The organism is Rhodococcus huquni (assembly GCF_055231055.1).
Window position 1 is genome coordinate 106,377 of the sequence record NZ_JBUYWE010000003.1, and the last position, 23,343, is coordinate 129,719.

Here is a 23,343-nt window from a genome sequence, read left to right on the forward strand (position 1 = left end):
TACTTGGATCGGCCTGCCACGCGAACTCCGACGGTGCGGAGTCGCATTCCTGCGTGCCCTTCCTCCCGCCCGACAGCAAATCGGTTAACGTCTTGGACGTGGCGCCGAAACTGAAGTCCCTCGCCCGCGCACTCACGAAGCGCGGCCCGAACCGTGTGTTGCGCGGAAATCTGGCCATCGCCGGTCAGCCAGGCGTGGTGTACACACCCGAATCAGGCTTCAATCTGCCTGCAGTGGTGTTCGCGCACGGTTGGATGAACGGCTCGAGCCACTACGCCAAGACGCTGGAACACCTCGCTTCCTGGGGCTTCGTCGTGGGCGCACCGGACAGCGAACGCGGACCCGTTCCGTCGCATCGCGACCTTGCCACCGATCTTCGGTCCACTCTCGACATCTGTCTCGGCGTCCGGCTCGGCCCGGGCCAGTTGAGCGTGCAGGCCGATCGCGTGGCTTTCGTCGGGCACGGGATGGGCGCAGGTGCCGCAGTCCTCGCTGCCGCACAACGTGACGTCCGCGCAGTGGCCGCACTGTTTCCTGCTCCCACCGCCCCCAAGGCGGAAAAGTATGCGCCGAAGGTCACGTCACAGGCACTCATTCTCGCTGGTGAAGAAGACATCGACTCGATGGGCTGCAACGCGACCGCACTCGCCACAGAATGGGGCGGCGACGCAATTCTGCGCACCGTGGACGGTGCGTCTGCCTCCGGGCTGGTCGAGGGCCGCCGCCTTCTCGGCGCAGTCGGAGCGGCCGGGCCGGAGCACAAGACGCAGGCGACCACCCGCGCACTCCTGACGGGATTTCTCCTCAACGTCCTCACCGAAGACAAGACCTACAGTGCGTTCGCCGAGGCAGACGCGGACATCCCGCACAGCACCGTCGTCGACCCCTTCGATCACGAAACGGAGCCGGGGGCAGAGCTCGCAACACTGCTGCCCCAGGATTGATTCTCGAAATCCGATTGGTCCTCGAGGTCGGGCCGATCCTTCAGACCAACCAGGTGTCCGGCCGATAGTCCGCTTCCGCGTCCGGCGCCGACGTCGGACCCGGTTCAGCATTCGCGCGGGCAAGATCGTCCGACAATTGCCTCACCTCTGCGACACGCTCACGAAATCGCTCGAGATCCGCGTCCATGCGTGCCCTCAGCTCGCTCAACTTCTCTGCACCCGAAGTCACAGCGGACTCACAGTGGCCCGGCCTCGGCCAGTTCTGCGCCCGAATCATCGTCACCCGCACCGCCCGAGCCGAGCCCCGCGGCCTCCGAACTCCCGGCACCCTGACCGGGAAGACGGGCCTGGTCCACTTCGGATTCGGCACCGGGCTCGGGTGACACCGTTGCGAGCTCGGGCTCTGCCCCTGGCTCCGGCTCCGGCTCCGGCTCCGGAGGTTCGGACACGTGCATATCCGCGAGCGGCGGTGCCGCGACGGGGGTCTCCGTCACCGACGGTTCGGTGACCCCTGCCTCTTCCACTCCGGATGGCTCCGGAATCGGATCGTCCACCGACTCCTCCACGGCTTTCCGTTCTGCCACGCCGGTCTGTCCGGCCCCCTCGGCAGCCTGCGCGACCTCGACGTCACCGGATTGCTCACCCGCGCAATCCGACTCGTTCTCTACGACGATTCGAGGAATGCCGTCGGGACCGAGTTCGATGCCGTACTTCGTCGGTTCGCCGTTCCCATCGTCGATCGCCAGGGATATACCTTTGCCTTCGTCGATGGCCAGCGTCCAGGTGTGTCCGTCCGCTTTCAGTTCGAGGCTCTTCACATCTTCGGGGTGCGTCCCCGGACCGTCTTCGGCCGCTACGCCGTCGTCCGGGTCGGCATCGTTCTCCAACTCACCTTCCTCGCCATGCGTGGTGAGGGCGGTGACGACGTCGTCGATGACGGGCTCGACGAGCGATCGCACGTCGCCGAGAAGACCGCTCAGCCCGCTACCGACCGAGCCCAGATCGCCGAGGAGACCGGATCCGGATGCCCCGCCGTTCAGCAGTCCCGACAATCCGCCCGTGTCGGGTAGAGGTCCGATACCCGACAGATCGCTGTACCCGCCGCCGTATCGGACGCTTCCGGGCGCTGTGTCGTAGTAGCTCGGTTGCGGTACCTGGCTCGGTTGACGCGTCCGACTCGGCTCGGCACCGACCTCCGCATTCCGCGAATCCGTATGGACCGGAGGCCCGGTCACAGCTGGCTGTGTATTCGGCGCAGTAGTGCGGGGCGCCTCCGGCAAAGCGCTCGGAGTGTCGACGAGTTGCGCCGGCGCACCGGGCGAAGGCGCGGACGGCACGGCGGCGGGAGGCCCCGGTATCGGCGCACACTCTCCCGGCGAGGGGTACGGGTCCACCGAGATCTTCTCGGCCTCTTCGGAAACCGCACGATATGCGGCTCGGACCGTATCGGTGCATCGTGTGCAGGCCTCGTCGAACAGGTCACGAGTGCTCGTGTAGCAGGGCACGAACGAATCACGCAGCCGACCGCGTGCGACCCCGGCGAGGGTCCCGGACAGATCCGACGAGTCGGAACATGCGTTCGCGGCGGCTGTCGCGATGTCCGGGCACCACCGTGCGGCGTCGGCGAGCAGTCGCTCGACCTGATACGGCGCGCTCTCCGCGGTCAGAGCACCGATCTCGACGAGCACATCGACCTGATGTGCCGTGTAGCCGGCGACGGTCGTTTCGTACAGAGAAGCGACTTCGAATGCTTTCGTCTGCACCGCCTGCCGAAGAGTGCTCGGCAGTTCTGCGAGAGACTGTGCGGTGAAAGTGAGCTGTTCGGCAGTGCCCACAGCCCTGTCCCGAACCGCCGCAGCGAACGCGGCTGCATCGGCGCCCGCACCGTCCCACCATGCCGAGGACAGCGCGTTCACGGCAGCGCCGTGTTCTTCCGCTGCCGACCGCGCGGCCGCCGCTGCAGTCTCGACGACGTCCACGTCCGATTCCAGAGCGTGCAGGTCCAGGCCACGCTCTACGTCGTATTTCGCGCAGAGATCGGGGTACTCGCGATCTTCGATCCCCAGGCGTCGTGCGGCAGGCAGGAACTGCTCGAAGTACTCCAACCCGCGGGCGCCCCTGTCGAGTGCTTCCTCCGGTGTCATGAGCGAACCGGAGATCGGGGCAAGATCGTCCGCGACGTGCCGGGCTGTCATTGTCCGATCCGATTCACATCGTCGGCGTGCCCGCGGTCCGCATCGACGACTCGAGCGGTGGCGCTGTGCAACGACTCACCGAAAGCACCCGAACTGGTCGCCCATGCCTCCAGTGCGACCGAAATTCGCAGCATGCCCTCGTGCAGGGCATTGCCTTCCGCGCCGTACTCACGGCCCGCACGTGCACCGGCGAACTCCAGCCCTCGCGTCTTCGCCGCCGCGTCGGACAATGCCTCCGCCGCGTCGACGAAACCTGCCCCCACCCTGTTCACTGCTTCGACGTCGAGTTCCATCCGAAATCCCCCACCCTTCAACACCGACTCACCGACCCGATTACCGGATTGGACGCACCGGAGTCCGAATCGGTTCCATCCAGAAGTCGATCGGCCGACCCCCGTCGACCCATACGGTAGTTCAGGCAGCGGACACTGCGGCAGCCAACTCTTCCGCGATGCCCCGCGCCACATCCAGTTCCGTCGCTTCGACCATCACGCGAACGAGTTGCTCGGTCCCGGAGGGCCGCAGCAGGACGCGACCGGTATCCCCGAGGCGCTCCTCCGCGATCGCAACAGCGGCTTGTACCGATTCGGACGATGCGACAGCGGCCTTGTCGGCGACCCGGACGTTGATCAGGACCTGAGGCAACGTCGTCATCACGGCTGCCAGATCGGCAATCGATTTTCCGGTCTCGGCCATCCTGTCCATGAGGCGTAGTCCGGTCAGCACTCCGTCGCCCGTGGTGCCGAAGGCCGGCAGCACGACGTGCCCGGACTGCTCACCGCCGAGCGCGAAGCCACCTTCGCGCAGCGCCTCCAGGACGTACCGATCACCCACGGCAGTCGTGGCCAGCGTGATGCCGACCTCCTTCATGGCGATGTGCAGCCCGAGATTGCTCATCACCGTCGCGACGAGAGTGTTGTCGGTCAGCTCACCCGCATCCCGCATCCCGACGGCGAGGACCGCCATGATCGCGTCACCGTCGACGACGGAGCCCGTGGCGTCGATCGCGAGACAACGATCGGCATCGCCGTCGTGACCGAGGCCGAGGTCGGCGTTGTTGTCGATGACAGCCTTCTGGAGCGTCTCGAGATGCGTCGAACCACAGTTGTCGTTGATGTTCAGTCCATCGGGTTCCGCGTTGATCGCGATGACCCGGGCACCAGCGGCTTCGTACGCGGCCGGGGCGATCGCCGACGCCGCGCCATGCGCGCAGTCGACCACGACGGTCAGCCCTTCGGCGCGGCGGGTGGACGCTGTGGCGAGATGCGCGAGATAGCGCTCGCCGGCATCGGCAACGGTGCGTACCCGGCCGATGCCGGATCCGGTCGGGGACAACGGACGTTCACCAGAAGCGATGGCGGCTTCGATTCGGTCCTCGGCCTGGTCGCCGAGCTTGTGTCCGCCGGCCGCGAAGATCTTGATGCCGTTGTCCGGCATGGGGTTGTGCGATGCGGAGATCATCACTCCGAGCGCCGCATCGAGGTTCGCCGTCAGATAAGCGACGGCAGGCGTGGGGAGCACACCGACGTTCAGGACATCGACTCCGGACGAGGTGAGACCGGCAACGATCGCCGCCTCGAGCATCTCGCCACTTGCCCTCGGGTCACGTCCGACGACCGCGGTCGGTCGCTCGTTTCCCGGTGCGGTCAGAACGGAGGCCGCTGCAGTGGCAACCTTCAACGCCAGTTCCGCCGTCAGATCCGCGTTCGCCAATCCACGAACGCCGTCCGTCCCGAACATCCGACCCATCTACCAAACCCTTCGCACTTCGTTCGAACAACCTCACATATGACTCGAGGGCAGGCGTCCGGAAACTCTGGACGCCTGCCCTCGAGGAGAACAGGTGCCGAGATCTACCTCTTCGCGAGGTGACCTCGGCGGCACATCAGCGCTTGGAGTACTGCGATGCCTTACGAGCCTTCTTGAGGCCGTACTTCTTACGCTCGACGGCGCGGGCGTCACGGGTCAGGAAGCCGGCGCTCTTGAGAGCGGGACGATCCTCCGGGGTGACCTCGATGAGCGCACGAGCGATCGCGAGACGCAATGCACCGGCCTGGCCGGAGGGGCCGCCACCGGTCAGGAGTGCGGTGATGTCGAAGGCGGAATCCCGCTCGACGGTCACCAGCGGCGCCTTGATGAGCTGCTGGTGCACCTTGTTCGGGAAGTAATCCGCGAGGGTGCGACCGTTGAGCTTGAACTCGCCGGAGCCGGGGACGAGCCGAACGCGAACGATGGCTTCCTTACGACGACCGACGGTCTGGATCGGGCGATCGAGAGAGATCGGAGCCTGAGTAGCAGCGGCAGCCTCGATGTCCTCGACGACGCCGGGCTCCTCGACGGACACGTACTCGTCCGCCGCAACCTCGACGGCTTCGGTGATCTCTTCGGGGTTGGACACGTTCTGCTCCTCCGGCGCCGTCACTGGGCCACCTGCTTGATCTCGAATGGCACCGGCGACTGCGCGGCGTGGGGGTGGTTCGGTCCTGCGTACACCTTCAGCTTGCTGCTGATGGCGCGTCCCAGCTTGTTCTTGGGGAGCATGCCGACGACGGCCTTCTCCACGAGGCGATCGGGGTTCTTCTCGAGAACCTCGCCGACCGAGCGGGACTTGAGGCCACCCGGGTGTCCGGAGTGGTGGTAAAGGAACTTGCCATCGCGCTTGTTACCGCTGATGGCGACCTTTTCTGCGTTGATGATGACGACGAAGTCGCCGCCGTCAACGTGGGGGGCAAAGGTGGGCTTGTGCTTACCGCGCAGCAGGTTGGCTGCCTGGACGGCAAGACGGCCGAGCACCACGTCAGTGGCGTCGATGACGTGCCACGTGCGGGTCACATCTCCGGCCTTTGGGGTGTACGTAGACACAGAACTTCCTCGTCTTGTTCAATCGCTGCTGGCCTTGCGTATCGTTCGAGCGATTCTCGGCGGCCAGTTGAGACCCGAGAACCGCCTGCCACTGCGCACTGAAATGCAGCGGCGTACGGCACGCCACCGAAGAACGATACCGGTCTGGCCCTACCCCGGTCAAAACCGAATGCGAGGCTCCCTTACCTACGCAAATGCCCCGGTAGCAACGGAGCTACCGGGGCACCTACGGGCTGTGGTGGACGATCACCACATCGCAGCGTTTCGAACCTCTGCATCCTGCATGTTGGCGGTGCCGTCCTCGACGGTCTTGGCGATCATCTGGAGAACGTTGATCAAGTCCGCGTGGGCGGTGTCCCAATCGCGCTGAACCTGGTCGTAGGCCGTCTTGGCCTGCTCCGACTCCCAGGCGTCTGCCAAGCGATTGACGTAACCCTTGAGCTCGTCATGCGTCTCGTTCAGCGCGCCGACACGGTTGCGGATGTCGCCGGACATCTCGGCCATGCCGTGAAAGTTGTAATTGATATCTGACATTGTTCACTCCCTGTTGATGTGGACGGTGCGTCCGATGGAACGTGGATGTAGTGCGCTGCTACATGTCCAGCGTTGCGGATGCTCCCTCGACGGAATGCAGGGACTGAAGGTTCGACTGCTCGCCCTCGTCGTAGCCCTGGCCGTTCTTACGGATGTTCTCGGCGATCGTCGTGAGCGCATCGCTCTGCTTGCGCGCGGACGAGTCGTAGCGCTCCATCAGATTGTTGAAGGCCGTCTGAGCCTCGCCCTTCCACACCGAACGCGAACCGTCGACGAGGCTACGGATCTGAGCGATCTGCGCGTCGATGCCGTCCCGGACGGTCTCGACGTGCGACGCCGCTGCCGCAATGTCTTCGCCTCTTGCTGAAAGTCCCACGGTGATTCCTCCCTAGACGTTCTGGTGCGGTGGCCCGACCTGGACCACACCGATTCACCCCTACACACAGTTGGACGCATCGGACGTCCAACCGGTTCCACCTCGGTGGAAGTTTCTTCGCTGCCGATCACGAGCCGTCATTCCACGACCTCGAGTGATCGCACGATCTGCTCGCAAGGCTTCGCGATGTCGGACTGTTGAGCCCTGTCGAACTGGCATCCGACACTCACCTGCATGCCCTGGTCGATCAGAACGTGCCAGTCGACCTGCGAGCGACCATCCGGAAACTCGCTGTACGCGATCCCTGGTCGCCCACCGAAAATCACGTCGCGCTCCAACCCCGTGAACATCTCGGGATTGCCGCGGGCCTCGATCTGCTGCTGCAGAGAATCAGCGACATCTTCGTACCCGGCCCCGTCGCGAATGTCTTTCTGGACCAGCACTACCCGAAGCGGGTCCCCGCTCACCGGGCGAAGTTCGAACCGGTCCTGAGTGCTCGACGACCCTGACGACGACGATGCCGATTCCCACCCTGCAGGCAATTCCACGTGGAGTCGGCCCAACTCGGCGCTCGACGGCTGCTGCGCTGACGTCGTCGGCGATGACGTGGGCACGGAGGTCCTGGACGGCGCCGGGACATCCGAGAACGGCCGGTCCGGCGAATCCGTAGCAGCCGCAGTCTCGGATGAACTCGTCGCGTAGACGGTCACTGCGGCGGCACACACGGCGAGCACCACGGCAGCGGCAGCAGCAGCCAACAACATCGGGCGGCGAGAACCCTCGTCGCCCTGTTCTGTCGCCGTCAACCAGTGCGCCCGAGTCGATACCCGCTCGCTACGCACCTCGACGTCGCGGCGCCCCCAGTTCTTGTCGAGCGAGGCAGACACCTCCGGCGCCGAAAAGTGCCGAACCGTCGTTCCCGATCCGCACGCTCCCGTTATCGTCCGGCGAAACTCGGCGCTGTCGGGTACGTCTTCGGTCAGACACATCAGCACGGCGTCGACCGGACGTCCGCCCGCCACTCGGCCCACCAAGGCGGCGATACCTTCGTCGTCCACATCGATGTCGCACTCGAGAATCGTGCACTCGCTGAGCGAGTAATCGACATACGTTGCGACTGCGCCCACGTCACCGTCTTCCACCACCACGCAGCGAAGGTTCTCGCTCGAGGTGTCGGACGCAGCCGCAGTGACCACGACGATCGCGAGCGGAACCGTCACCGCATCGGGAACGAGTCGCGTTGCGACGTTCCGGAAGAGGTTTCGTCGTGTCTCACCCCAATGACTCGGATGAGTGAGCGCCAGGGAATCCACGGCGGTGTCGTGACCGACTCCCGCCAGCACATCCGCCACGATCGCAGAGAACGCTTCGTCGGAGGAACGGACTCCGTCAGCCGTGAGGGTGAAGTCGTCCTCCGCATTCGGGAGCGAGAATTGTCCTCGACGGACGTGAGCAGTGGCCGGGGCCTTCGCTCTCTCCACCATCCCGACCGACGCCGAACCGGGGAACGGGACGCCTCGCGAATTGACGTGCACGCCGGCATCCGTCAGGTGAATCGCGACCGAGGTCATATCTGCGGCGGCATCCAGGCGAGTTGCACGAGTCCCGATCCGGCCCGACTGACAAGGGTTCCACGGCCGGGCGGCATGGCGCTGGGGCGCACCGTGCCCAACAGGTTGCCTTCCTCGCGGTTTCCACTCATGACGAGACCGGGCGAGACGAGATCACGCAGACGTGCGATCACGGGCTCGTACATTGCACGGCCCGCACCACCAGAACGACGCGAAATGATCACGTGCAGACCCAGGTCTCGGGCGTGCGGCAGGTACTCGAGCAGCGGTGCCACCGGGTTGCCACTCGAAGTGACCACGAGGTCGTAGTCGTCGATGATGACGAAGACCTCGGGGCCCTCCCACCACGACCGATCTCGCAACTGCTGCTGAGTGATGTCCGGTCCCGCGGTGCGTGCCTGCATGCGACCTGCGAGGTCCTTCATGAGGTCGCTCATCACGGACGAGGACGGGGCGTAGCCCGCGAGGTACTCCTTCGGTACGACCCCGAGCATCGTCCGGCGGTAGTCGCACATCACGATCTTGACCTGTTTGCCCGTGTTCGAGTCCATGATCCCCTCGCAGATGCTCCGCAAGAGAGTGGTCTTTCCGCACTCCGAGTCTCCGAAGACCATGAAGTGAGGCTGCTCGGCAAAGTTGAGGAACGACGGTGCGAGTTCTGCCTCGTCCAGGCCGATCGGGATCTGGAGGTTGGCCTTCGAACGGTCGACCGATGCCGGCCACGAGTTCGCTTCCACGAGAAGCTCTTCGCGCGTGAGCCGCTCCGGCAGCATGCGTACGGAAGGAGCAGGCAGACCTGGCGTCGCGCCCGCGATCTCCGCGACGGCATGTCCGACTCCCGAGGAGAGGTCCTCGAGGTTCGAGCTGCCGTCGACACGCGGCAGACCGATGAGCAGGTGCAGACTGTCACGCGTCATGCCGCGACCGGGACGTCCCACCGGAACGAGTGCCGCGACCTTCCGGCCCAGATCGGAGTCGGACGGGTCACCGAGTCGCAGTTCGATACGGGTGCCGAGCTGATCCTTGAGCGCCGGACGAATCTCACCCCAACGCGAGGCGGAGATGACGACGTGCACGCCATACGACAGACCCTGCGCGGCAAGGTTGTTGATCGACTGGTCGAGACTCTCGAAATCCTGTCGGATGCTGGCATATCCGTCGATCACGAGGAAGACGTCACCGAAGGAGTCGTCTCTGGCAAGACCCTCGTATGCCTGGTCTGCTTGACGTCGGCGATATTCGACCATCGACTCGACGCCCAGGTCACGGAACATGAGTTCACGCTGTCGCACGATCGTGGTCATCTCGGCGAGAGTCCGTCGCACCCGGTCGATGTCGAGTCGGTTGGCAACCGAACCCACGTGCGGCAGACCGTTGAGGCCCGCCAACGTGCCACCACCGAAATCGAGGCAGTAGAACTGCACCTGTTCTGCGGTGTGGGTCATCGACATCGACATGATCAACGTACGGAGAGCTGTCGACTTTCCGGACTGCGGACCGCCGACGATGGCCATGTTGCCGGTGGCACCGGACAGGTCGACGACGAGCGGGTCGCGCCGCTGATCGTAGGGGCGATCGATGATGCCGATCGGCGCGCGCAGGGTACTGAGAGCCGGTACCGGCTCCGTGAGGATCGACCTCGGTAGCAACTCGTCCAGAGTTGCAGGCGTGTCCAACGGCGGCAGCCACACCTCGTGTGCGGGGTTGCCGTGGCCGCCGATCCGCTCCACGACGACATCGATGGTGGTGCGCGTTTCGGGCGGACCGGAATGGATCTCGGTCAGTGCCGGGTATTCGGGCTCTTCGACAACGTCGGCGGCTACCGGTGAGGCGGTGAAGATCTTCGGGCGAAGCTCGACGGTTGCAGCGCCACGCTCCTGGATGCGGTCTGCGCGGTCGCCCTCGTAGGTACCCGAAACGTACGAGGCCTGGAAGCGGACGATCTCCGAGGAGTCGCACTTGAGGTATCCGGCGCCGGGGCTGGGTGGGAGGTGGTACGCATCCGGAACGCCGAGCACGCTTCGGGATTCGTTCGCGGAGAACGTCTTGAGACCGATCCGGTACGACAGGTGACTGTCGAGGCCGCGTAGCTTGCCTTCTTCGAGGCGCTGGCTGGCGAGAAGCAAGTGGATGTGCAGCGAACGCCCCAGGCGGCCGATCGCCACGAACAGATCGGCGAAGTCGGGGTGCTGACTGAGCAACTCGGAGAACTCGTCGACCACGATGAACAGGGCGGGCAGCGGGTCGAGTGCTGCTCCGGCCTGCCGCGCCTTCTCGTATTCGGTGACGTTGGCGAAGTTTCCGGCCGAACGAAGAAGCTCCTGACGGCGGTTCATCTCGCCGGCCAGCGCGTCCTTCATACGGTCGACCATGTCGAGTTCCTCGGCGAGGTTCGTGATGACCGCTGCGACGTGCGGTGCGTCCTCGAGACCGAGGAACGTTGCACCACCCTTGAAGTCGACGAGAATCAGGTTGAGTGCGTCCGGCGAGTGTGTTGCGACGAGTCCGAGAACCAGAGTTCTCAGGAACTCGGACTTACCGGAACCCGTTGCACCGATGCAGAGCCCGTGCGGCCCCATGCCGTTCTCGGCAGATTCCTTGAGGTCGATCTCCACCACACTGCCGTCGACACCCAGACCGATCGGCACCCGCAGGCGTTCGCGCGCAGTTCTCGGTAGCCAGGCATGTTCCGGGTTGAGGCGACCGACCGAGCCGACGCCGATCATCTGCCCCCACGACTGGATCGGCTGGTCGTCGTCGTCCCCGGCATCGACAGCCGTCTGACTCGGCGTACGGAAGGGGGCGAGTCGGCGTGCGAGAGTCTGGGCGTCGGCAGCGCTCATCAGATCCGCCGTCGCGAACATCTCTACGCCGCTACCGCTACGCGCACCGAGCGATCCTTTGTCGGCAACCAGCTGAAGCCCTCGGGTCGCAGTCAGCCGCGGGCAGTAACCACTGATGTCCAGCACGGTCACCGACTCGATACCGCCGTCGGTGATCATTCCCGATTCACCGTCGAGAACGCCGCCGTCCACGACGATCACCATCTGCGGAACCCCAGGCGTCGACGGCGCATTGCGCGAGAAGCGGTTTCGCATGGTCAGTGTCGGGCCGAGAGCGCTTTCCAGTTCGAGAATCGACCCGAACACCATCCTCGAGGTGCCGACGCCGTCTGCGACCTCGGGATGCTGAGCATGGGGAAGCCACTTGGCCCATTCCCATTCGTTCTCGGTGTCGGGCCCGCACACGACCGCGACAAGCAGGTTGTCGGGGCCGTGGAATGTGCACAGCTGCATCAACATCGACTGAACGAGAGACCTCGCCATGGCGCGTTCGCCTTCGATGGCGATCGACGCGAATCCACGAAGCGACACTGCGGTCGGCAAGTCCTGCACGACGGAGTGCGCGCGCACGAATCGGCGCAGCGACACCGCAGCGACCGGTTCCAGATCGTCCACCGGGCCCGTCTCCGGCGCGATCAGGCGCGTCGCGAGACGCTGACTTCCGCGTCCCACGCGGACGTGGCAGTAATCGGGGTCGTTGGTGCGGCGCTCCCACATGCGCGACGTACCGGCCAGGGTCCAGAGCAGTCTCGGCTCCGGGTGGCTCCATTCGAGGGACTTGCGCTGCTGGTCGCCGGTCTCGTTGACGTCCTTACGCAATTGATCGAGATAGCGAAGGTAGTCCTTGCGGTCTTCGTTCGCTTCGGACGCCTTGGGCCCGCCCTTGCCGCCGCCGGCCAGCATGCCGAGCATCGACACCATCATCATGAGCGGGAACAGCATCGACATCGGACTGCGTGCCATGCCCGACGTGAACATCAACGCCATCATGCCGACCATCGCGACGACCATCACGAGCGGAAGAAGTTTGGTGATCAGGTTGCCCGGCACCATGCGCGGGATCTCGGGCGGAGCCTGGAGGCTCACCTCGCCGCCGGGGATACGTGGTACCTCACGCCGTGCTTTGCGCACGAACCGACTGGTGCTCACGTGTAGCCGACCCCCTCGAGACGTTCACGACCCGTATCCGGAATTCCCGGCAGCCCCCCAGGGCGGGTCTCGCAGCAACAAAGGCTAGACCATGGAAGACGGTTCGGTACAGCGAGGGTTTGGGGCCGCTACGAATTGCACCGCCCGTGCGCCTCACGTCGTCCGTGTCGTAGAGTGCCCCTGGTCCGAAACACGGAGTATCCGGCGGATGTTCATGAGTAACGTATCGGCGCAGGTGGGGCTGTGCGTCGCAGAGTTGGGGGAAAAGCATTGACCATCACCAGCGGCGACTCGCGCCACACCCGCACGTCGGGAACGAGTGCGGCCACCGATCTGTGCAGGCTGACGGTCCTGTCGACACACTCCCAGGTGGACATGGCGGTACCCGCCACCATTCCGCTCGCGTTGCTGGTCCCCGGCATCGTCGACACGATCCGTAGTCATCGCGGCAGCAACGACTTCGACGATGTCGTCGAAGAGTACGAGCCGAGCGAATGGGTCCTCGCCAAGATCGGCCAGGCACCGTTGTCCTCCACCCTGACTCTCCACGAGCACGGCATCCGCGACGGCGACCTCCTCGTTCTCGAGAGTGCCCGCGCCAGCGCACCCGCCCCTCTCTTCGACGACATCATGTACAACGTCGCGACGGCCGGGTCCGAGCAGGACAGCGAGTGGACTGCCGAGTCTGCACGCGTCATGGGATCGGCCGTCGGGTTGCTCGCGACCCTTGCCGGTTCCTTCGCGCTTCTGTGGTCCGCCCGCGACGGCGAGAATCTGATCGGCGCGGGGTTTGCCCTACTCATGGCGCTGCTGTTCCTGATCGCCGGAGCACTCACGAGCCGTATCTACGGTGACGTTCGAAGCGCAATCGTTCTCGGATGTGCCTCGCTACCACTGGCATTCACCGGCGGTGCACTGTTCGTCCCCGGCGACTTCGGTGCTCCACATCTTCTGCTCGGATCCGCGCTCACCGGCGCGACCGCAATTCTCGGGCTCCGAGTCAGCGGTGTCGGTCTTTCGCTGTTCACCGCGGCCGCTTCCATTGCGGTCATCGCCACACCTGCGGCGCTCGTCGGCACTCTCACGGACGCGAATGCACACGAGATCGCAGCGGGCACTCTGGCGGTCGGACTCATCGGTCTCGCCTTCTCGGCCCGCATCTCGATGCTGATGGCCAAGCTGCCACTGCCTCCGGTCCCCGCGCCCGGCACGTCGGTCGATCCGTCCGAAGACGACCCGGACGATCAGGTCGCACGTCTGTCCTACGACGAACTGTTGACCAGATCCACTCGCGCCCGTCAGTACCTCACCGGACTCGTCGTGGCGATGACTCTCACCACCGTGTGCTGCGCACTGGTGGCCGCCCAGTCGATGACCTCCGGCGGAATCTATTGGCCCGGTACTGCACTCGCGATCTCCGCAGCAGCCGTCCTCATGTTTCGCGGTCGCACGTACAGCAGCATTCACCAGGCGGCACCACTCGTCGCCGGCGGCTCCGCAATTCTGCTGCTGTTGACGACCGCGGCAGCCGTGACCGTCTCCGGGTTGACTTCGATCGCAGTGTTCGCCATCGCCATGATCTTCGTGGTGAGCGCACTGACCTTCGGAATCCTGGCGCCCAAGCAGACCTTCTCCCCGGTGATGCGACGGATCGCCGAACTGATCGACCTGGCATTCATCGCTTCGATCGTTCCGTTGGTGTGCTGGGTCACCAACATGTACACGATGATGCGCGGACTGTGAGGAACGCCGCCGCCCGCATTGCCGTCGTCTCGGTCGTCGTCGCCCTGAGCTCGGCGATGGGCCAGCCAGGAGCCATGGCAGCGGAGCCGCTACCGAACGACCCGTCGATGGTGCCGCCCCCGGATACGACGAAGGTCGAGCGTAAGAACAACGTCCCGTGCAACGGCGCTGTCGAGGCGTCCGACGGCCCGGAAATTCCGGTGTCGCAACGGAATCTCGACTTCCAGTCCGCTTGGAAGTTCACCCGCGGCGAGGGGCAGACGGTCGCCGTCATCGACACGGGCGTCGCGCACCACCCCCGGCTTCCCAATCTCACGGGCGAGGCCGATCTCGTCGGGAGCACCGACGGCACCGAAGACTGTGACATGCACGGAACACTGGTAGCCGGACTGATTGCCGCACAACCCAAGGAAGGTTCCGGCTTCGCCGGCGGCGCTCCGGGCGCGCACATCATGAGCATTCGCCAGTCGAGTGCCATGTACGGTCCGGCCGGGCGCCAGGAGGAGGATCCGGAGAAGGCCGCGAACTCCGAAGGAGCGGGCAACGTTCTCACGCTGGCTGCGGCGATTCGCCAGGCCGCCGAGAAGGGCGCCGGCGTCATCAACATCTCGGAGGTCGCCTGCCGTAGCGCCGCAATGGGCATGGGTAGCGACGACCGGTATCTCGGCGCAGCGGTGAACTACGCAGCCACCGTTCACGATGCCGTTGTCGTCGCGGCGGCAGGCAACGTCGGCGGCGGGGGCTGCGACAACCAGAATCCGGGACTCGATCCCCTGAACCCGGCAGACGACACATCGGACAGCGTGTTCACTCTGGCCAGCCCGGCTTGGCACGACGCCAATGTGCTGACCGTCGGCCGCGTGAACGCGGACGGCACGCCCAGCGAGGAGAGTCTCGCCGGTCCGTGGGTCGACGTCGCTGCCCCGGGTACCGGGTTGGTTTCTCTCATGCCCGGATCGGGTGGGCTGACCAATGGGACCTACGGGCAGAACGGCCAGCCCAACCCGATCAGTGGCACCAGCTTTTCCGCCCCGTTTGTATCCGCAACGGCGGCCTTGGTACGCGCACGGTTCCCCGAACTGACGGCGCCACAGGTGATCGCCCGAATCGAAGCCACCGCACATGCCCCCGCAGAGGGATGGAATCCCGTCGTCGGACACGGTGTGATCGACCCGTTGGCTGCCGTCACCGCCGACGTACCGCTCGCCGGCGTCGCCCCAGATGCACCCAAGTCCATGGAAATCGCCGCACCCACGCCTCCCGACGCGGTCGATATGCGGCCGCGCACCGTCGCGCTGGCCTCGGTAGGAACGCTGGCGGCACTTCTCACGCTCGGCGTACTCGGGTCCTTCCCACTACGCAGAAGGCTCCAGGCGATTGCCGACAGCCGCAAGGACTGAACGCAAACGCTGTACGGACTGATCGAACAGCAGTGGGGGCGGACACCTGATCGGTGTCCGCCCCCACTGCTGTCGTGCGGAACTCGCGGGCTGCGCTCCGGTCTCAGCTTCCCGATGCCGGCGACGCACCCTTGGAGTCCGGAGTGACCCCGTCGTGGGCGACGAGCGCCGCTTCACGGCTCAAAGCAGGCCCCGGAGCGAGGAGTTCCATCATCGGCCACGGCGCACGCGACGGTTCGTCCTCCAACCCCAGCTTCTTTGCGGTCTCTGCATCCTTCACACCGAATCGCACACCCGTGTCCGCGATGTAGAAGATGCCGTCTCGTCGGGTGCTTCCCGGCTCCAGACCGGTCGCCTGCACGAATCCGCCGGCTCCCGGTGACACCAGCACTTCGTCGGCGTTGTCCCCGCCGCCGTCGGCCTGGGCGAGTCGGACCGGTCGTGCATCGGATGCGACCGGAAGAGTGCGCCCGGCAACAAGTTCGAGGGTCGCACCGGGAACCCCGTCCGAGGACTCGGACGAATCGCTGAGCGGCCGCCACGTCATGCAGCTCACCGGGCTCTCGGTTGCACCGACCACCTTCTCGACGTCGCTCGGAAAGTCGTCGACCGGCAAGCTCCGCGAGGTCGTGGGGATCTCACCCATGGCGTCTGCGCTGACGCTCGACATCTCCGAGTCACCTTGCGCATCGTCGAAGAAGATCAGGTTCGCGACGGCCTTGCTGATCTTCTGAATCCCGTCCTTCAAGACCACGTAGTGCTCGGTTTCACCACCGATGTGAACCTGGAATACCGAGCCGATCTTCTTGTCTTTCAGCGAGAAGTTCGGGCGGCCACCTGAATTCGGTATGGCCGGCGCTTCGACCCTCGTCACTTCGGGGATCGAATTGATGAGGGACTTGCTCACCTGTCGCGGTTTCGCGTCGTCGATGCTCAGCGCACGCGTGATCGACGGCTTGGTCAGATCGATCCGGGCGCGCTTGCCGTCGTACACCAGGTAGGTCTTGTCGGAATTGGACACCAACATCGTGTCGGACTCGCCCAGTTCACCGACGCCCTCACCCATCTGGGTGTCCCCTATCAGGACCGAAGTGGTTACCGAACCCTTACCGCTCGCGATGGTGTCGCACACACTCCACGGCGCCTGCGAGCCCTGGGACAGGTCGGAGGGCGCTCCTGGAATTCCGACGAGCGCTCCGCGCGGCTGGCTGTCCAACTCGGAATCCTTCACCACTGCAGGCTTTTCCGCGCTGTCGGCGATGAGTCGAGCGGACGCGAGATTGAGCACAGGCCGCAACGTGTCCTCGTAGGCCACGAACATCGCCCCGGACTCCTTACCGACCACGATTGCCGAGTCTCCGAGCTTGTCCTGGGGGCGAAAGAGCGCCAACGCGCCGCACGCACCGAGGCCCAGCGAGGCCACGACGACACCGACCACGAGGGCCCGCGACTGCGATTTCATCGGGTCGTGAAGCATCCGCACGTCACGGCGAACGAGCGCGTGCTCCATACGCCGAACCAAGAAGCGATATCCGTTGACCTGCCACTTGGTTGTGGGTGTTACAGCCATAGTTCCTCCCCCGTACTGCACGGCTCTCGACGTGACACAGTACAGTTCCCACAAACGTCATTGCAGTGGACGGGGTGCCGGTCTGCTGGGTTCGGGTAGTCGGGGAGGGAACCGTGGACCGGTCTCGTAGAAAACGCGCGTCGTCAGTGTGGTTCACCATCACGGATCTGGTGATCGCCCAGATCTTCGGATTGTTCTTCGCTCTCGTTGCCGGCCTTTGCGGGTTGTCCTTCTGGATCTGCCTGCCGATCGGACTCGTCCTCATGGCCGTAGCTCTCGTGCGCGTGGGTGGATGGTCCACTGTCGACTGGATCCGTACGGCGTGGCGCTACTCCACGAAGCGTGAGTACCAGATCACGAGGGCCGTCGACTACGAAGCGCCCACCGATCAGTCGATCGGACTTCGGTGGGACGGCACCGACGTGGTCGCGGTGGTCGAGGTCATTCCGCCGGCCGGCAACTTGACCCAGATTTCGCGCGGCAGCTTCAAGTCGACTCATCTGCTTCCGACCGCGGCAATCGCTTCGTCCCTCACTCAGCACGACATTTCACTGAGCGGCATCGACATCGTCAGCCACGGCTACCGTGCGGCCTCCGGCAGTCCCGCAACGGATGTCTACGACCGCTTGGTCGGCCCCCTTCCCGCGACCGCCACCCGGACCGTGTGGTTGGTGCTGAGGTTCGACGCTCTGGCAAGCAAGGACGCCGTCGATCGCAGAGGTGGCGGCCGTGAAGGTGCAGCGCGGTCCATCACGATGGCGGCAAACCGCATCGTCCGAACTCTTGCCGACAACAATTGCCGCGCACGAATTCTGACCGCACCCGAGGTCGACTCCGCTGCCCTTCAGGTCAGCCGGGGAGTCGTTCCCACCGCGTTCGAAGAGACGTGGCACGAGGTCACCCTGCCGGGAGTGTCAAATACCGGATACGAGATCGAGCCCCGCGCTCTCAGCCGTGACCTACTCGCGAAGTTGTGGGTCCCGTCCAGCCTCGGAACCACAGTGACGGTTCGACTACGGCCCGGTTCGATTCCGGACCACGTCCAGGTGGGCGCCGGATTCCGCATCACGACACGCACTCCCATCGAATCGCTCGGCATTCCGGGACTGGTGTCCATGACCGGCCGTCACCGGGACGGCCTGCTCGCCAACCTGCCGATCGCGGTGAACGGGGCCGACGAACGATCGCTCTTCCAGGACATGTCACTGGACGCGTTGGATTTGTTGACTCTTCCGCCCTCCGGTTGCGGCCAGCTCGTCGGATCGGACGACGAGGGTCACGGCATCACGACCCGAATCGCAGGATTGGGAATCTCGACCGTGTACGTGGCCGGCGAGCTCTATCTCGCGCAGCAGTTGTTGTTCCGTGCCATCGCGACCGGCGCACGGATTCTCATCCACACCGACCGCCCCGATGCGTGGGCACCTTTCATCAATTCCATCGCCACCCACGACCGACTTCGCCTGGCCGGACAACAGCCGCAGACCGAGAGTCGTTTCAACACCGTGGTGTTCGACGGCGTCAACGCGCTGCCGTCCCGCGCGGGTGTCACGGCGGTGTACCTGTTCGGCGATCCGAGCCAGTGGCCCTCGGCCCAGCCGGATCTCTCGATCTACCAGCCGAACGCGATCGGCGACCGCGTCACGTTGTCCACAGCGGGAACCAGCATCGAACTGATGCTGGTGACGATCTCGTCGGAGACGGCCTACATCGGCAGACCTCGCACACTGGAGCACTACCAGCCCTCGTACTGAGGCTTTCGTCTCAGCCAGGGTATGGCGTCTCGACTCCGTGTGACCTCGTCGCATTCGCCCACCAGGCCAGTTGACTCAGCATGCGCGCTGTCGCATCTTCGATCATCGCATCCACGGCGTCGGCGGCCAGTTGCTTCCGGACGTGCTGGAACCCGACGGATTGCCGCACCGACACCATGTGCAGTTCCGCGACCACCTGGCGTAGTTGTTCGACAGCACGCACTCCCCCGGTCGGCCCGCCGTAGGAGACGAATCCGACGGGCTTGCCTCGCCATTCGTACTTCAGCGAATCGAATGCTGTCTTCACCGCAGCCGGATATCCGTGGTTGTACTCGGGTGTGACGACGACGAACGCGTCGGCCGAAGCGATCGTCGAACGAAACGTCTCGGTTGCGGCCGTCGCCGCGAGGTCCGCGGGCAGTCCTGCCTCGGCGAGGTCGATCAGACCGTGTTCGAGTTCGCTTCGCTGTGCAATCCTGTCCACGATCCATCGGGCGACCTCGGGGCCGATTCGACCCTCACGTACCGACCCGATGACAACTTCGATCCGTAACCGCCCGTCGGACATGATCGCGCTCCTTCCGCCGAGTCGATGCTCAGCATTCCAATCCTGCCGTGATCAGCGCCGCCAGCTCACGGTAGGCCTGTGCATCGTCCAATCCAGTCGATCTCGCCACGTCTCGCTGCTGAATTCTGGTCATCGTGGTCGCGGTGACGTCGGCGACGAAGTCGGCGTGTACCGACCGAAATTTTCCGACCCGGACGCCCTCGTCGATCAGTTCACGCACGCGTTTCGCTGCGATCTGGGTGTTCTGCGCGTAGATGTCCCGGCCGGCGGGGGTGGTCTCCAGATCGTTCATGAAGCGGGCAGACGCGGTGGCCAATCGATCGCCGACGGCCGACAAGTACCCGGTGATCTTCTCCGACGGATCTTGTATCCCCACCTGGGTCTCCTCGACCACCTCGGCAGCCCGCTTGAAGAAGGTGATCGCCACGACTCGCACCAATTCGTCCTTGGTCTCGGCCAGGGCGTACAGAGTCGTTTTGGAGCATCGAACTGCCGCGGCCATGTCGTCCAGTGTCAGATGCGCGAAACCGTCGGCGAGAAACAGCGAGACCAGCTTGTCGAGCAGCACTCGCTGCCGCGCACTGAGGCCACCACCAGCCGGGTCGATTCTTGCCATACCGTGAACGATACTGCAGTATCAGATTCAGTACTGTCAGTAACGACATCGGAGCACACATGGCTGTCGATCGCCTCCTTCCCACCCGTGAAGCACACGACCTCATCGAGCTGACTCGGGATGTGGCGGACAAGGTACTCGAGCCTGCGGTCGTCGAGTCGGAGCGCACCGAGACATTGCCGGACGGAGTGTTCGCGAAGCTCGGCGCCGCCGGACTCCTGAGCCTGCCCTACCCGGAGGAGTTCGGTGGCGGAGATCAGCCGTACGAGGTGTACCTCCAGGTCATCGAAGAACTCGCCGCGCGATGGGCGGCCGTAGCAGTCGCCGTCAGCGTGCACAGCCTGTCGTGCTTCCCGCTGACCACTCGCGGTACGGACGAGCAGAAGCAGCGTTGGTTGCCCAATATGCTCGGCGGCGACACGATCGGCGCCTACAGCCTGTCCGAGCCGCAGGCCGGCTCCGACGCGGCCGCGCTCACGTGCCGGGCAACCCGCGGCGAGGACGGCTACCGCATCGACGGAACCAAGGCATGGATCACCAACGGCGGAAACGCCGACTTCTACACACTCTTCGCGCGAACCGGCGAAGGTTCACGGGGCATTTCGTGCTTCCTCGTCGACAAAGACACCAACGGGCTCACCTTCGGCAAGCCCGAGGAGAAGATGGGCCTGCACGCGGTACCCACCGCATCGGCCTTTTACGACGACGCACTCGTCTCGGCGGACAGGCTTCTCGGGAACGAGGGCGACGGCCTGTCCATCGCGTTCAGCGCCTTGGACTCGGGTCGCCTCGGCATCGCGGCAGTGGCAGTCGGTCTGGCACAGCGCGCCCTGGACGACGCAGTCGCGTACGCCAAGGAGCGTTCGACGTTCGGTAAGCGCATCATCGACCACCAGGGCCTCGGCTTCGTCCTCGCCGACATGGCGGCCGCAGTCGATTCCGCGCGGGCGACCTACCTGCATGCTGCACGTCGCAGGGACGCGAACCTGCCCTACTCGCGCGAGGCCAGTGTCGCGAAGCTGATCGCCACCGACGCTGCCATGAAGGTGACGACGGACGCGGTTCAGGTTCTCGGCGGTTACGGCTACACGCGAGACTTCCCGGTCGAGCGCTACATGCGCGAAGCCAAGATCACCCAGATCTTCGAGGGCACCAACCAGATTCAGCGACTGGTGATCGCACGGTCACTCGCCGGCTGAGTCCCTAGCGGCCCTCGACAGCTCACGCAGCGCCGCCCCGAACTCCTCGAGTAGCCTCTCCGACAGAACGACACCGTCCACCACATCGGTGCGCGCCATCGGAACTCGCAGGCACGCCGGCTCCACGATCTGCGCCTGTACATAGCCGAGAACGGTACGGAGCTCCCCGTGCGCACCGGAGCCACCGGTCGGTGCAGCTACCGATGCGACGTTGATCCATGCGACCGGCTTGCCGGTGAGCACCACGTCGCCGACCAGCCAGTCCAGCAGGTTCTTGAAGCTGCCAGGCAAGGCGCCGGCGTACTCGGGTGTACAGAACAGAATCGCGTCGGCCGCGTTCACGGACGCACGGAGTTGCTTCACGCTCTCCGGCAACGGATCACGGTCGGCATCCGGGTCGAACGCCGGCAAGGACGCCAATCCGGTGTACAGGTCGGCATCTTCGCCGACCGCCTGCTGCACGGCTCGGAGCACCGCAGTGTTCGTCGAACCCGCCCTCGTGCTACCCGAGATGAGAAGCAGCCGCATCGGACCACTGCCTTCCTGTCAGCCGCAGCAACCGCCGCCGAGGGTGCGGGTGTCGCGTGTCGTCACGTTGCGTGCCGCGAGGTCGCCGTCCGAAGGGTAGTCCACCCGCATCAGCGACAGACCGTGAGCAGGGGCGACGAGGATGGAACTCGAACGCGCAGACTCCTGCAGAAGCTGGTCGATCCAGCTCACGTCTCGTCTCCCCTCTCCTACCGCAAGAATTGCCCCTACCAGGCTGCGGACCATCGACCAGCAGAATGCGTCCGCGCTGACGAATGCGGTGAAGATGTCGCCGTCGCGCTCCCAGTCGAAACGCTGCAAGTCTCGAACGGTGGTGGCGCCTTCTCGTCGCTTACAGAAGGCAGCGAAGTCGTGCAGCCCCAGCAGACGAGACGACGCTTCCCGCATGACGTCCACGTCCAGGGTCTTCGGAAACGACACCAAGTCGCGGGCCCGCAAAGGATCCGCGCCGTAGCGGGCGGTCGTCAGCTGATACTCGTAGTGCCGACGTAGAGCCGAGAACCGCGCGTCGAAGTGCTCGGGAGCGAAAGACACCTGTTTGACCCGAACATCCTTGGGCAGGAACCGGGCCAGTCGCCGAACGAGGAACGACGGGTCTTCGGGAACCGCATCCACCGGCACGTCGACATGCGCGACCTGCCCTTGTGCGTGCACACCGGAATCGGTGCGACCGGCAACCGTGAGCTGCAACGGGGTTCGGAGAACCGCACCCAGCTTCTCTTCGATCTCTCCACACACCGTGCGGAGATTGTTCTGACGCGCCCATCCCGAGAAGTCGGTGCCGTCGTAGGCGACGTCGAGCCTCAACCTACGGGTCTCATACGAAACGGGCCCGCCGTCCCCAGCGGGGACGACGGGCTCGTTCGATTCAGCGTGTGCCGAAACCAAGGTGGACTTAGTCCTTCTTGGCCTCGTCGGCCTCGGTCGCGTCTGCGGCAGAAGCGTTCTCGTCTTCGATTCCCTCGACGACGGCGTCTGCGTTCTCGACCTCGGCATCGGTCGCGTCGGCCTCTACGGCCTCGACGACGTTCTCGTCCGCAGCGGGAGCAGCCGGTGCGTCCTTCGAAGCCTTCACGCGGCGTGCGCGATCGGCCTCGTCGGTGACGGTCTTCTCCTTGACGAGCTCGATGATGGCCATCGGCGCGTTGTCACCCTTGCGGGGCACGGTCTTGACGATGCGGGTGTATCCGCCGTTGCGATCCGCGTAGAACGGTCCGATCTCCGCGAACAGGGTGTGCACGACATCCTTGTTGCGGATGACCTTCAGCACCTCACGACGGTGAGCCAGCGTGCCGGCCTTCGCGTGCGTGACGAGCTTCTCGGCGTAGGGGCGCAGTGCCTTCGCCTTGGCCTCCGTGGTGGTGATGCGGCCGTGCTCGAAGAGCGCGGTGGCCAGGTTGGCGTAGATCGCCTTCTGGTGCGAAGCCGACCCGCCGAAGCGGGCACCCTTCTTGGGCTTGGGCATGATCA

Annotated in this window: 21 protein-coding genes; 5 read left to right on the forward strand and 16 right to left on the reverse strand. The window is 64.9% G+C overall.

Annotated elements, in window-relative coordinates; genetic code table 11:
• The first annotated feature begins 98 nt into the window (after nucleotides 1-98).
• The gene (locus ACZI8R_RS07020; RefSeq protein WP_463378872.1) at nucleotides 99-944 is read left to right on the forward strand and encodes a dienelactone hydrolase family protein; all 846 of its coding nucleotides are present in this window, start codon (nucleotides 99-101) and stop codon (nucleotides 942-944) included.
• Between the two features lie 40 nt (nucleotides 945-984).
• On the opposite strand, the gene ACZI8R_RS07025 is transcribed toward ACZI8R_RS07020, so the two are convergent.
• The 10 genes from ACZI8R_RS07025 to eccCa all read right to left on the reverse strand — a co-directional run bounded on the left by ACZI8R_RS07025 (nucleotide 985) and on the right by eccCa (nucleotide 12,474).
• Complete coding sequence (locus ACZI8R_RS07025; RefSeq protein WP_463378873.1) at nucleotides 985-1,173, reverse strand: hypothetical protein; 189 nt, start codon at nucleotides 1,171-1,173, stop codon at nucleotides 985-987.
• A gap of 7 nt (nucleotides 1,174-1,180) precedes the next feature.
• On the reverse strand, nucleotides 1,181-3,139 hold the full coding sequence (locus ACZI8R_RS07030; RefSeq protein ID WP_463378874.1) for a hypothetical protein: 1,959 nt from the start codon (nucleotides 3,137-3,139) through the stop codon (nucleotides 1,181-1,183).
• Nucleotides 3,136-3,432, reverse strand: a complete 297-nt coding sequence (locus tag ACZI8R_RS07035) for a hypothetical protein (RefSeq protein WP_463378875.1) — start codon at nucleotides 3,430-3,432, stop codon at nucleotides 3,136-3,138. The genes ACZI8R_RS07030 and ACZI8R_RS07035 overlap by 4 nt, the downstream gene beginning before the upstream one ends.
• 121 nt (nucleotides 3,433-3,553) lie before the next feature.
• Complete coding sequence (gene glmM / locus ACZI8R_RS07040) at nucleotides 3,554-4,888, reverse strand: phosphoglucosamine mutase (protein WP_463378876.1); 1,335 nt, start codon at nucleotides 4,886-4,888, stop codon at nucleotides 3,554-3,556.
• A gap of 136 nt (nucleotides 4,889-5,024) precedes the next feature.
• A complete protein-coding gene (gene rpsI, locus ACZI8R_RS07045; protein WP_463378877.1) occupies nucleotides 5,025-5,561 on the reverse strand; it encodes a 30S ribosomal protein S9 in 537 nt (178 codons plus the stop codon).
• Nucleotides 5,558-6,001, reverse strand: a complete 444-nt coding sequence (rplM, locus tag ACZI8R_RS07050; RefSeq protein ID WP_463378878.1) for a 50S ribosomal protein L13 — start codon at nucleotides 5,999-6,001, stop codon at nucleotides 5,558-5,560. The genes rpsI and rplM overlap by 4 nt, the downstream gene beginning before the upstream one ends.
• Before the next feature lie 246 nt (nucleotides 6,002-6,247).
• Complete coding sequence (locus ACZI8R_RS07055) at nucleotides 6,248-6,535, reverse strand: WXG100 family type VII secretion target (RefSeq protein ID WP_463378879.1); 288 nt, start codon at nucleotides 6,533-6,535, stop codon at nucleotides 6,248-6,250.
• 58 nt (nucleotides 6,536-6,593) lie between these two features.
• Entirely contained in the window at nucleotides 6,594-6,911 is a 318-nt protein-coding gene (locus tag ACZI8R_RS07060) for a WXG100 family type VII secretion target (RefSeq protein WP_463378880.1), read from the reverse strand.
• Between the two features lie 137 nt (nucleotides 6,912-7,048).
• On the reverse strand, nucleotides 7,049-8,482 hold the full coding sequence (locus tag ACZI8R_RS07065; RefSeq protein ID WP_463378881.1) for a type VII secretion-associated protein: 1,434 nt from the start codon (nucleotides 8,480-8,482) through the stop codon (nucleotides 7,049-7,051).
• Entirely contained in the window at nucleotides 8,479-12,474 is a 3,996-nt protein-coding gene (eccCa, locus tag ACZI8R_RS07070; RefSeq protein ID WP_463378882.1) for a type VII secretion protein EccCa, read from the reverse strand. Before eccCa ends, ACZI8R_RS07065 begins: the two co-directional genes overlap by 4 nt.
• Nucleotides 12,475-12,744: 270 nt before the next feature.
• On the opposite strand from eccCa, the gene eccD reads away from it, so the two are divergent.
• Together eccD and mycP are read left to right on the forward strand one after the other, a co-directional pair.
• Nucleotides 12,745-14,217 carry a type VII secretion integral membrane protein EccD gene (gene eccD / locus ACZI8R_RS07075; RefSeq protein ID WP_463378883.1) on the forward strand — a complete coding sequence of 491 codons (1,473 nt, stop codon included), beginning with the start codon at nucleotides 12,745-12,747 and terminating at the stop codon, nucleotides 14,215-14,217.
• Nucleotides 14,214-15,617: a type VII secretion-associated serine protease mycosin gene (gene mycP / locus ACZI8R_RS07080; protein ID WP_463378884.1), complete on the forward strand. Its 1,404-nt coding sequence runs from the start codon at nucleotides 14,214-14,216 to the stop codon at nucleotides 15,615-15,617. The genes eccD and mycP overlap by 4 nt, the downstream gene beginning before the upstream one ends.
• A 103-nt stretch (nucleotides 15,618-15,720) precedes the next feature.
• On the opposite strand, the gene eccB is transcribed toward mycP, so the two are convergent.
• On the reverse strand, nucleotides 15,721-17,187 hold the full coding sequence (eccB, locus tag ACZI8R_RS07085; RefSeq protein ID WP_463378885.1) for a type VII secretion protein EccB: 1,467 nt from the start codon (nucleotides 17,185-17,187) through the stop codon (nucleotides 15,721-15,723).
• A gap of 113 nt (nucleotides 17,188-17,300) precedes the next feature.
• On the opposite strand from eccB, the gene eccE reads away from it, so the two are divergent.
• Complete coding sequence (gene eccE, locus ACZI8R_RS07090; RefSeq protein WP_463378886.1) at nucleotides 17,301-18,941, forward strand: type VII secretion protein EccE; 1,641 nt, start codon at nucleotides 17,301-17,303, stop codon at nucleotides 18,939-18,941.
• A gap of 10 nt (nucleotides 18,942-18,951) precedes the next feature.
• Here the strand turns inward: eccE and ACZI8R_RS07095 are convergent, their stop codons facing one another.
• Together ACZI8R_RS07095 and ACZI8R_RS07100 are read right to left on the reverse strand one after the other, a co-directional pair.
• Nucleotides 18,952-19,509 carry an NADPH-dependent FMN reductase gene (locus ACZI8R_RS07095; RefSeq protein WP_463378887.1) on the reverse strand — a complete coding sequence of 186 codons (558 nt, stop codon included), beginning with the start codon at nucleotides 19,507-19,509 and terminating at the stop codon, nucleotides 18,952-18,954.
• 28 nt (nucleotides 19,510-19,537) lie between these two features.
• Nucleotides 19,538-20,125, reverse strand: coding sequence for a TetR/AcrR family transcriptional regulator (locus ACZI8R_RS07100; RefSeq protein WP_463378888.1), 588 nt, complete (start codon nucleotides 20,123-20,125; stop codon nucleotides 19,538-19,540).
• 59 nt (nucleotides 20,126-20,184) lie between these two features.
• Between ACZI8R_RS07100 and ACZI8R_RS07105 the strand changes: the two genes are divergently transcribed.
• Complete coding sequence (locus tag ACZI8R_RS07105; RefSeq protein WP_463378889.1) at nucleotides 20,185-21,324, forward strand: acyl-CoA dehydrogenase family protein; 1,140 nt, start codon at nucleotides 20,185-20,187, stop codon at nucleotides 21,322-21,324.
• Here the strand turns inward: ACZI8R_RS07105 and ACZI8R_RS07110 are convergent.
• The 3 genes from ACZI8R_RS07110 to rplQ form a co-directional block, all read right to left on the reverse strand.
• On the reverse strand, nucleotides 21,310-21,852 hold the full coding sequence (locus ACZI8R_RS07110; protein WP_463378890.1) for an NADPH-dependent FMN reductase: 543 nt from the start codon (nucleotides 21,850-21,852) through the stop codon (nucleotides 21,310-21,312). The genes ACZI8R_RS07105 and ACZI8R_RS07110 overlap by 15 nt on opposite strands.
• 18 nt (nucleotides 21,853-21,870) lie before the next feature.
• Entirely contained in the window at nucleotides 21,871-22,680 is an 810-nt protein-coding gene (gene truA / locus ACZI8R_RS07115; protein WP_463378891.1) for a tRNA pseudouridine(38-40) synthase TruA, read from the reverse strand.
• Between the two features lie 88 nt (nucleotides 22,681-22,768).
• Entirely contained in the window at nucleotides 22,769-23,338 is a 570-nt protein-coding gene (gene rplQ / locus ACZI8R_RS07120) for a 50S ribosomal protein L17 (RefSeq protein ID WP_463378892.1), read from the reverse strand.
• Between the last annotated feature and the right edge of the window lie 5 nt (nucleotides 23,339-23,343).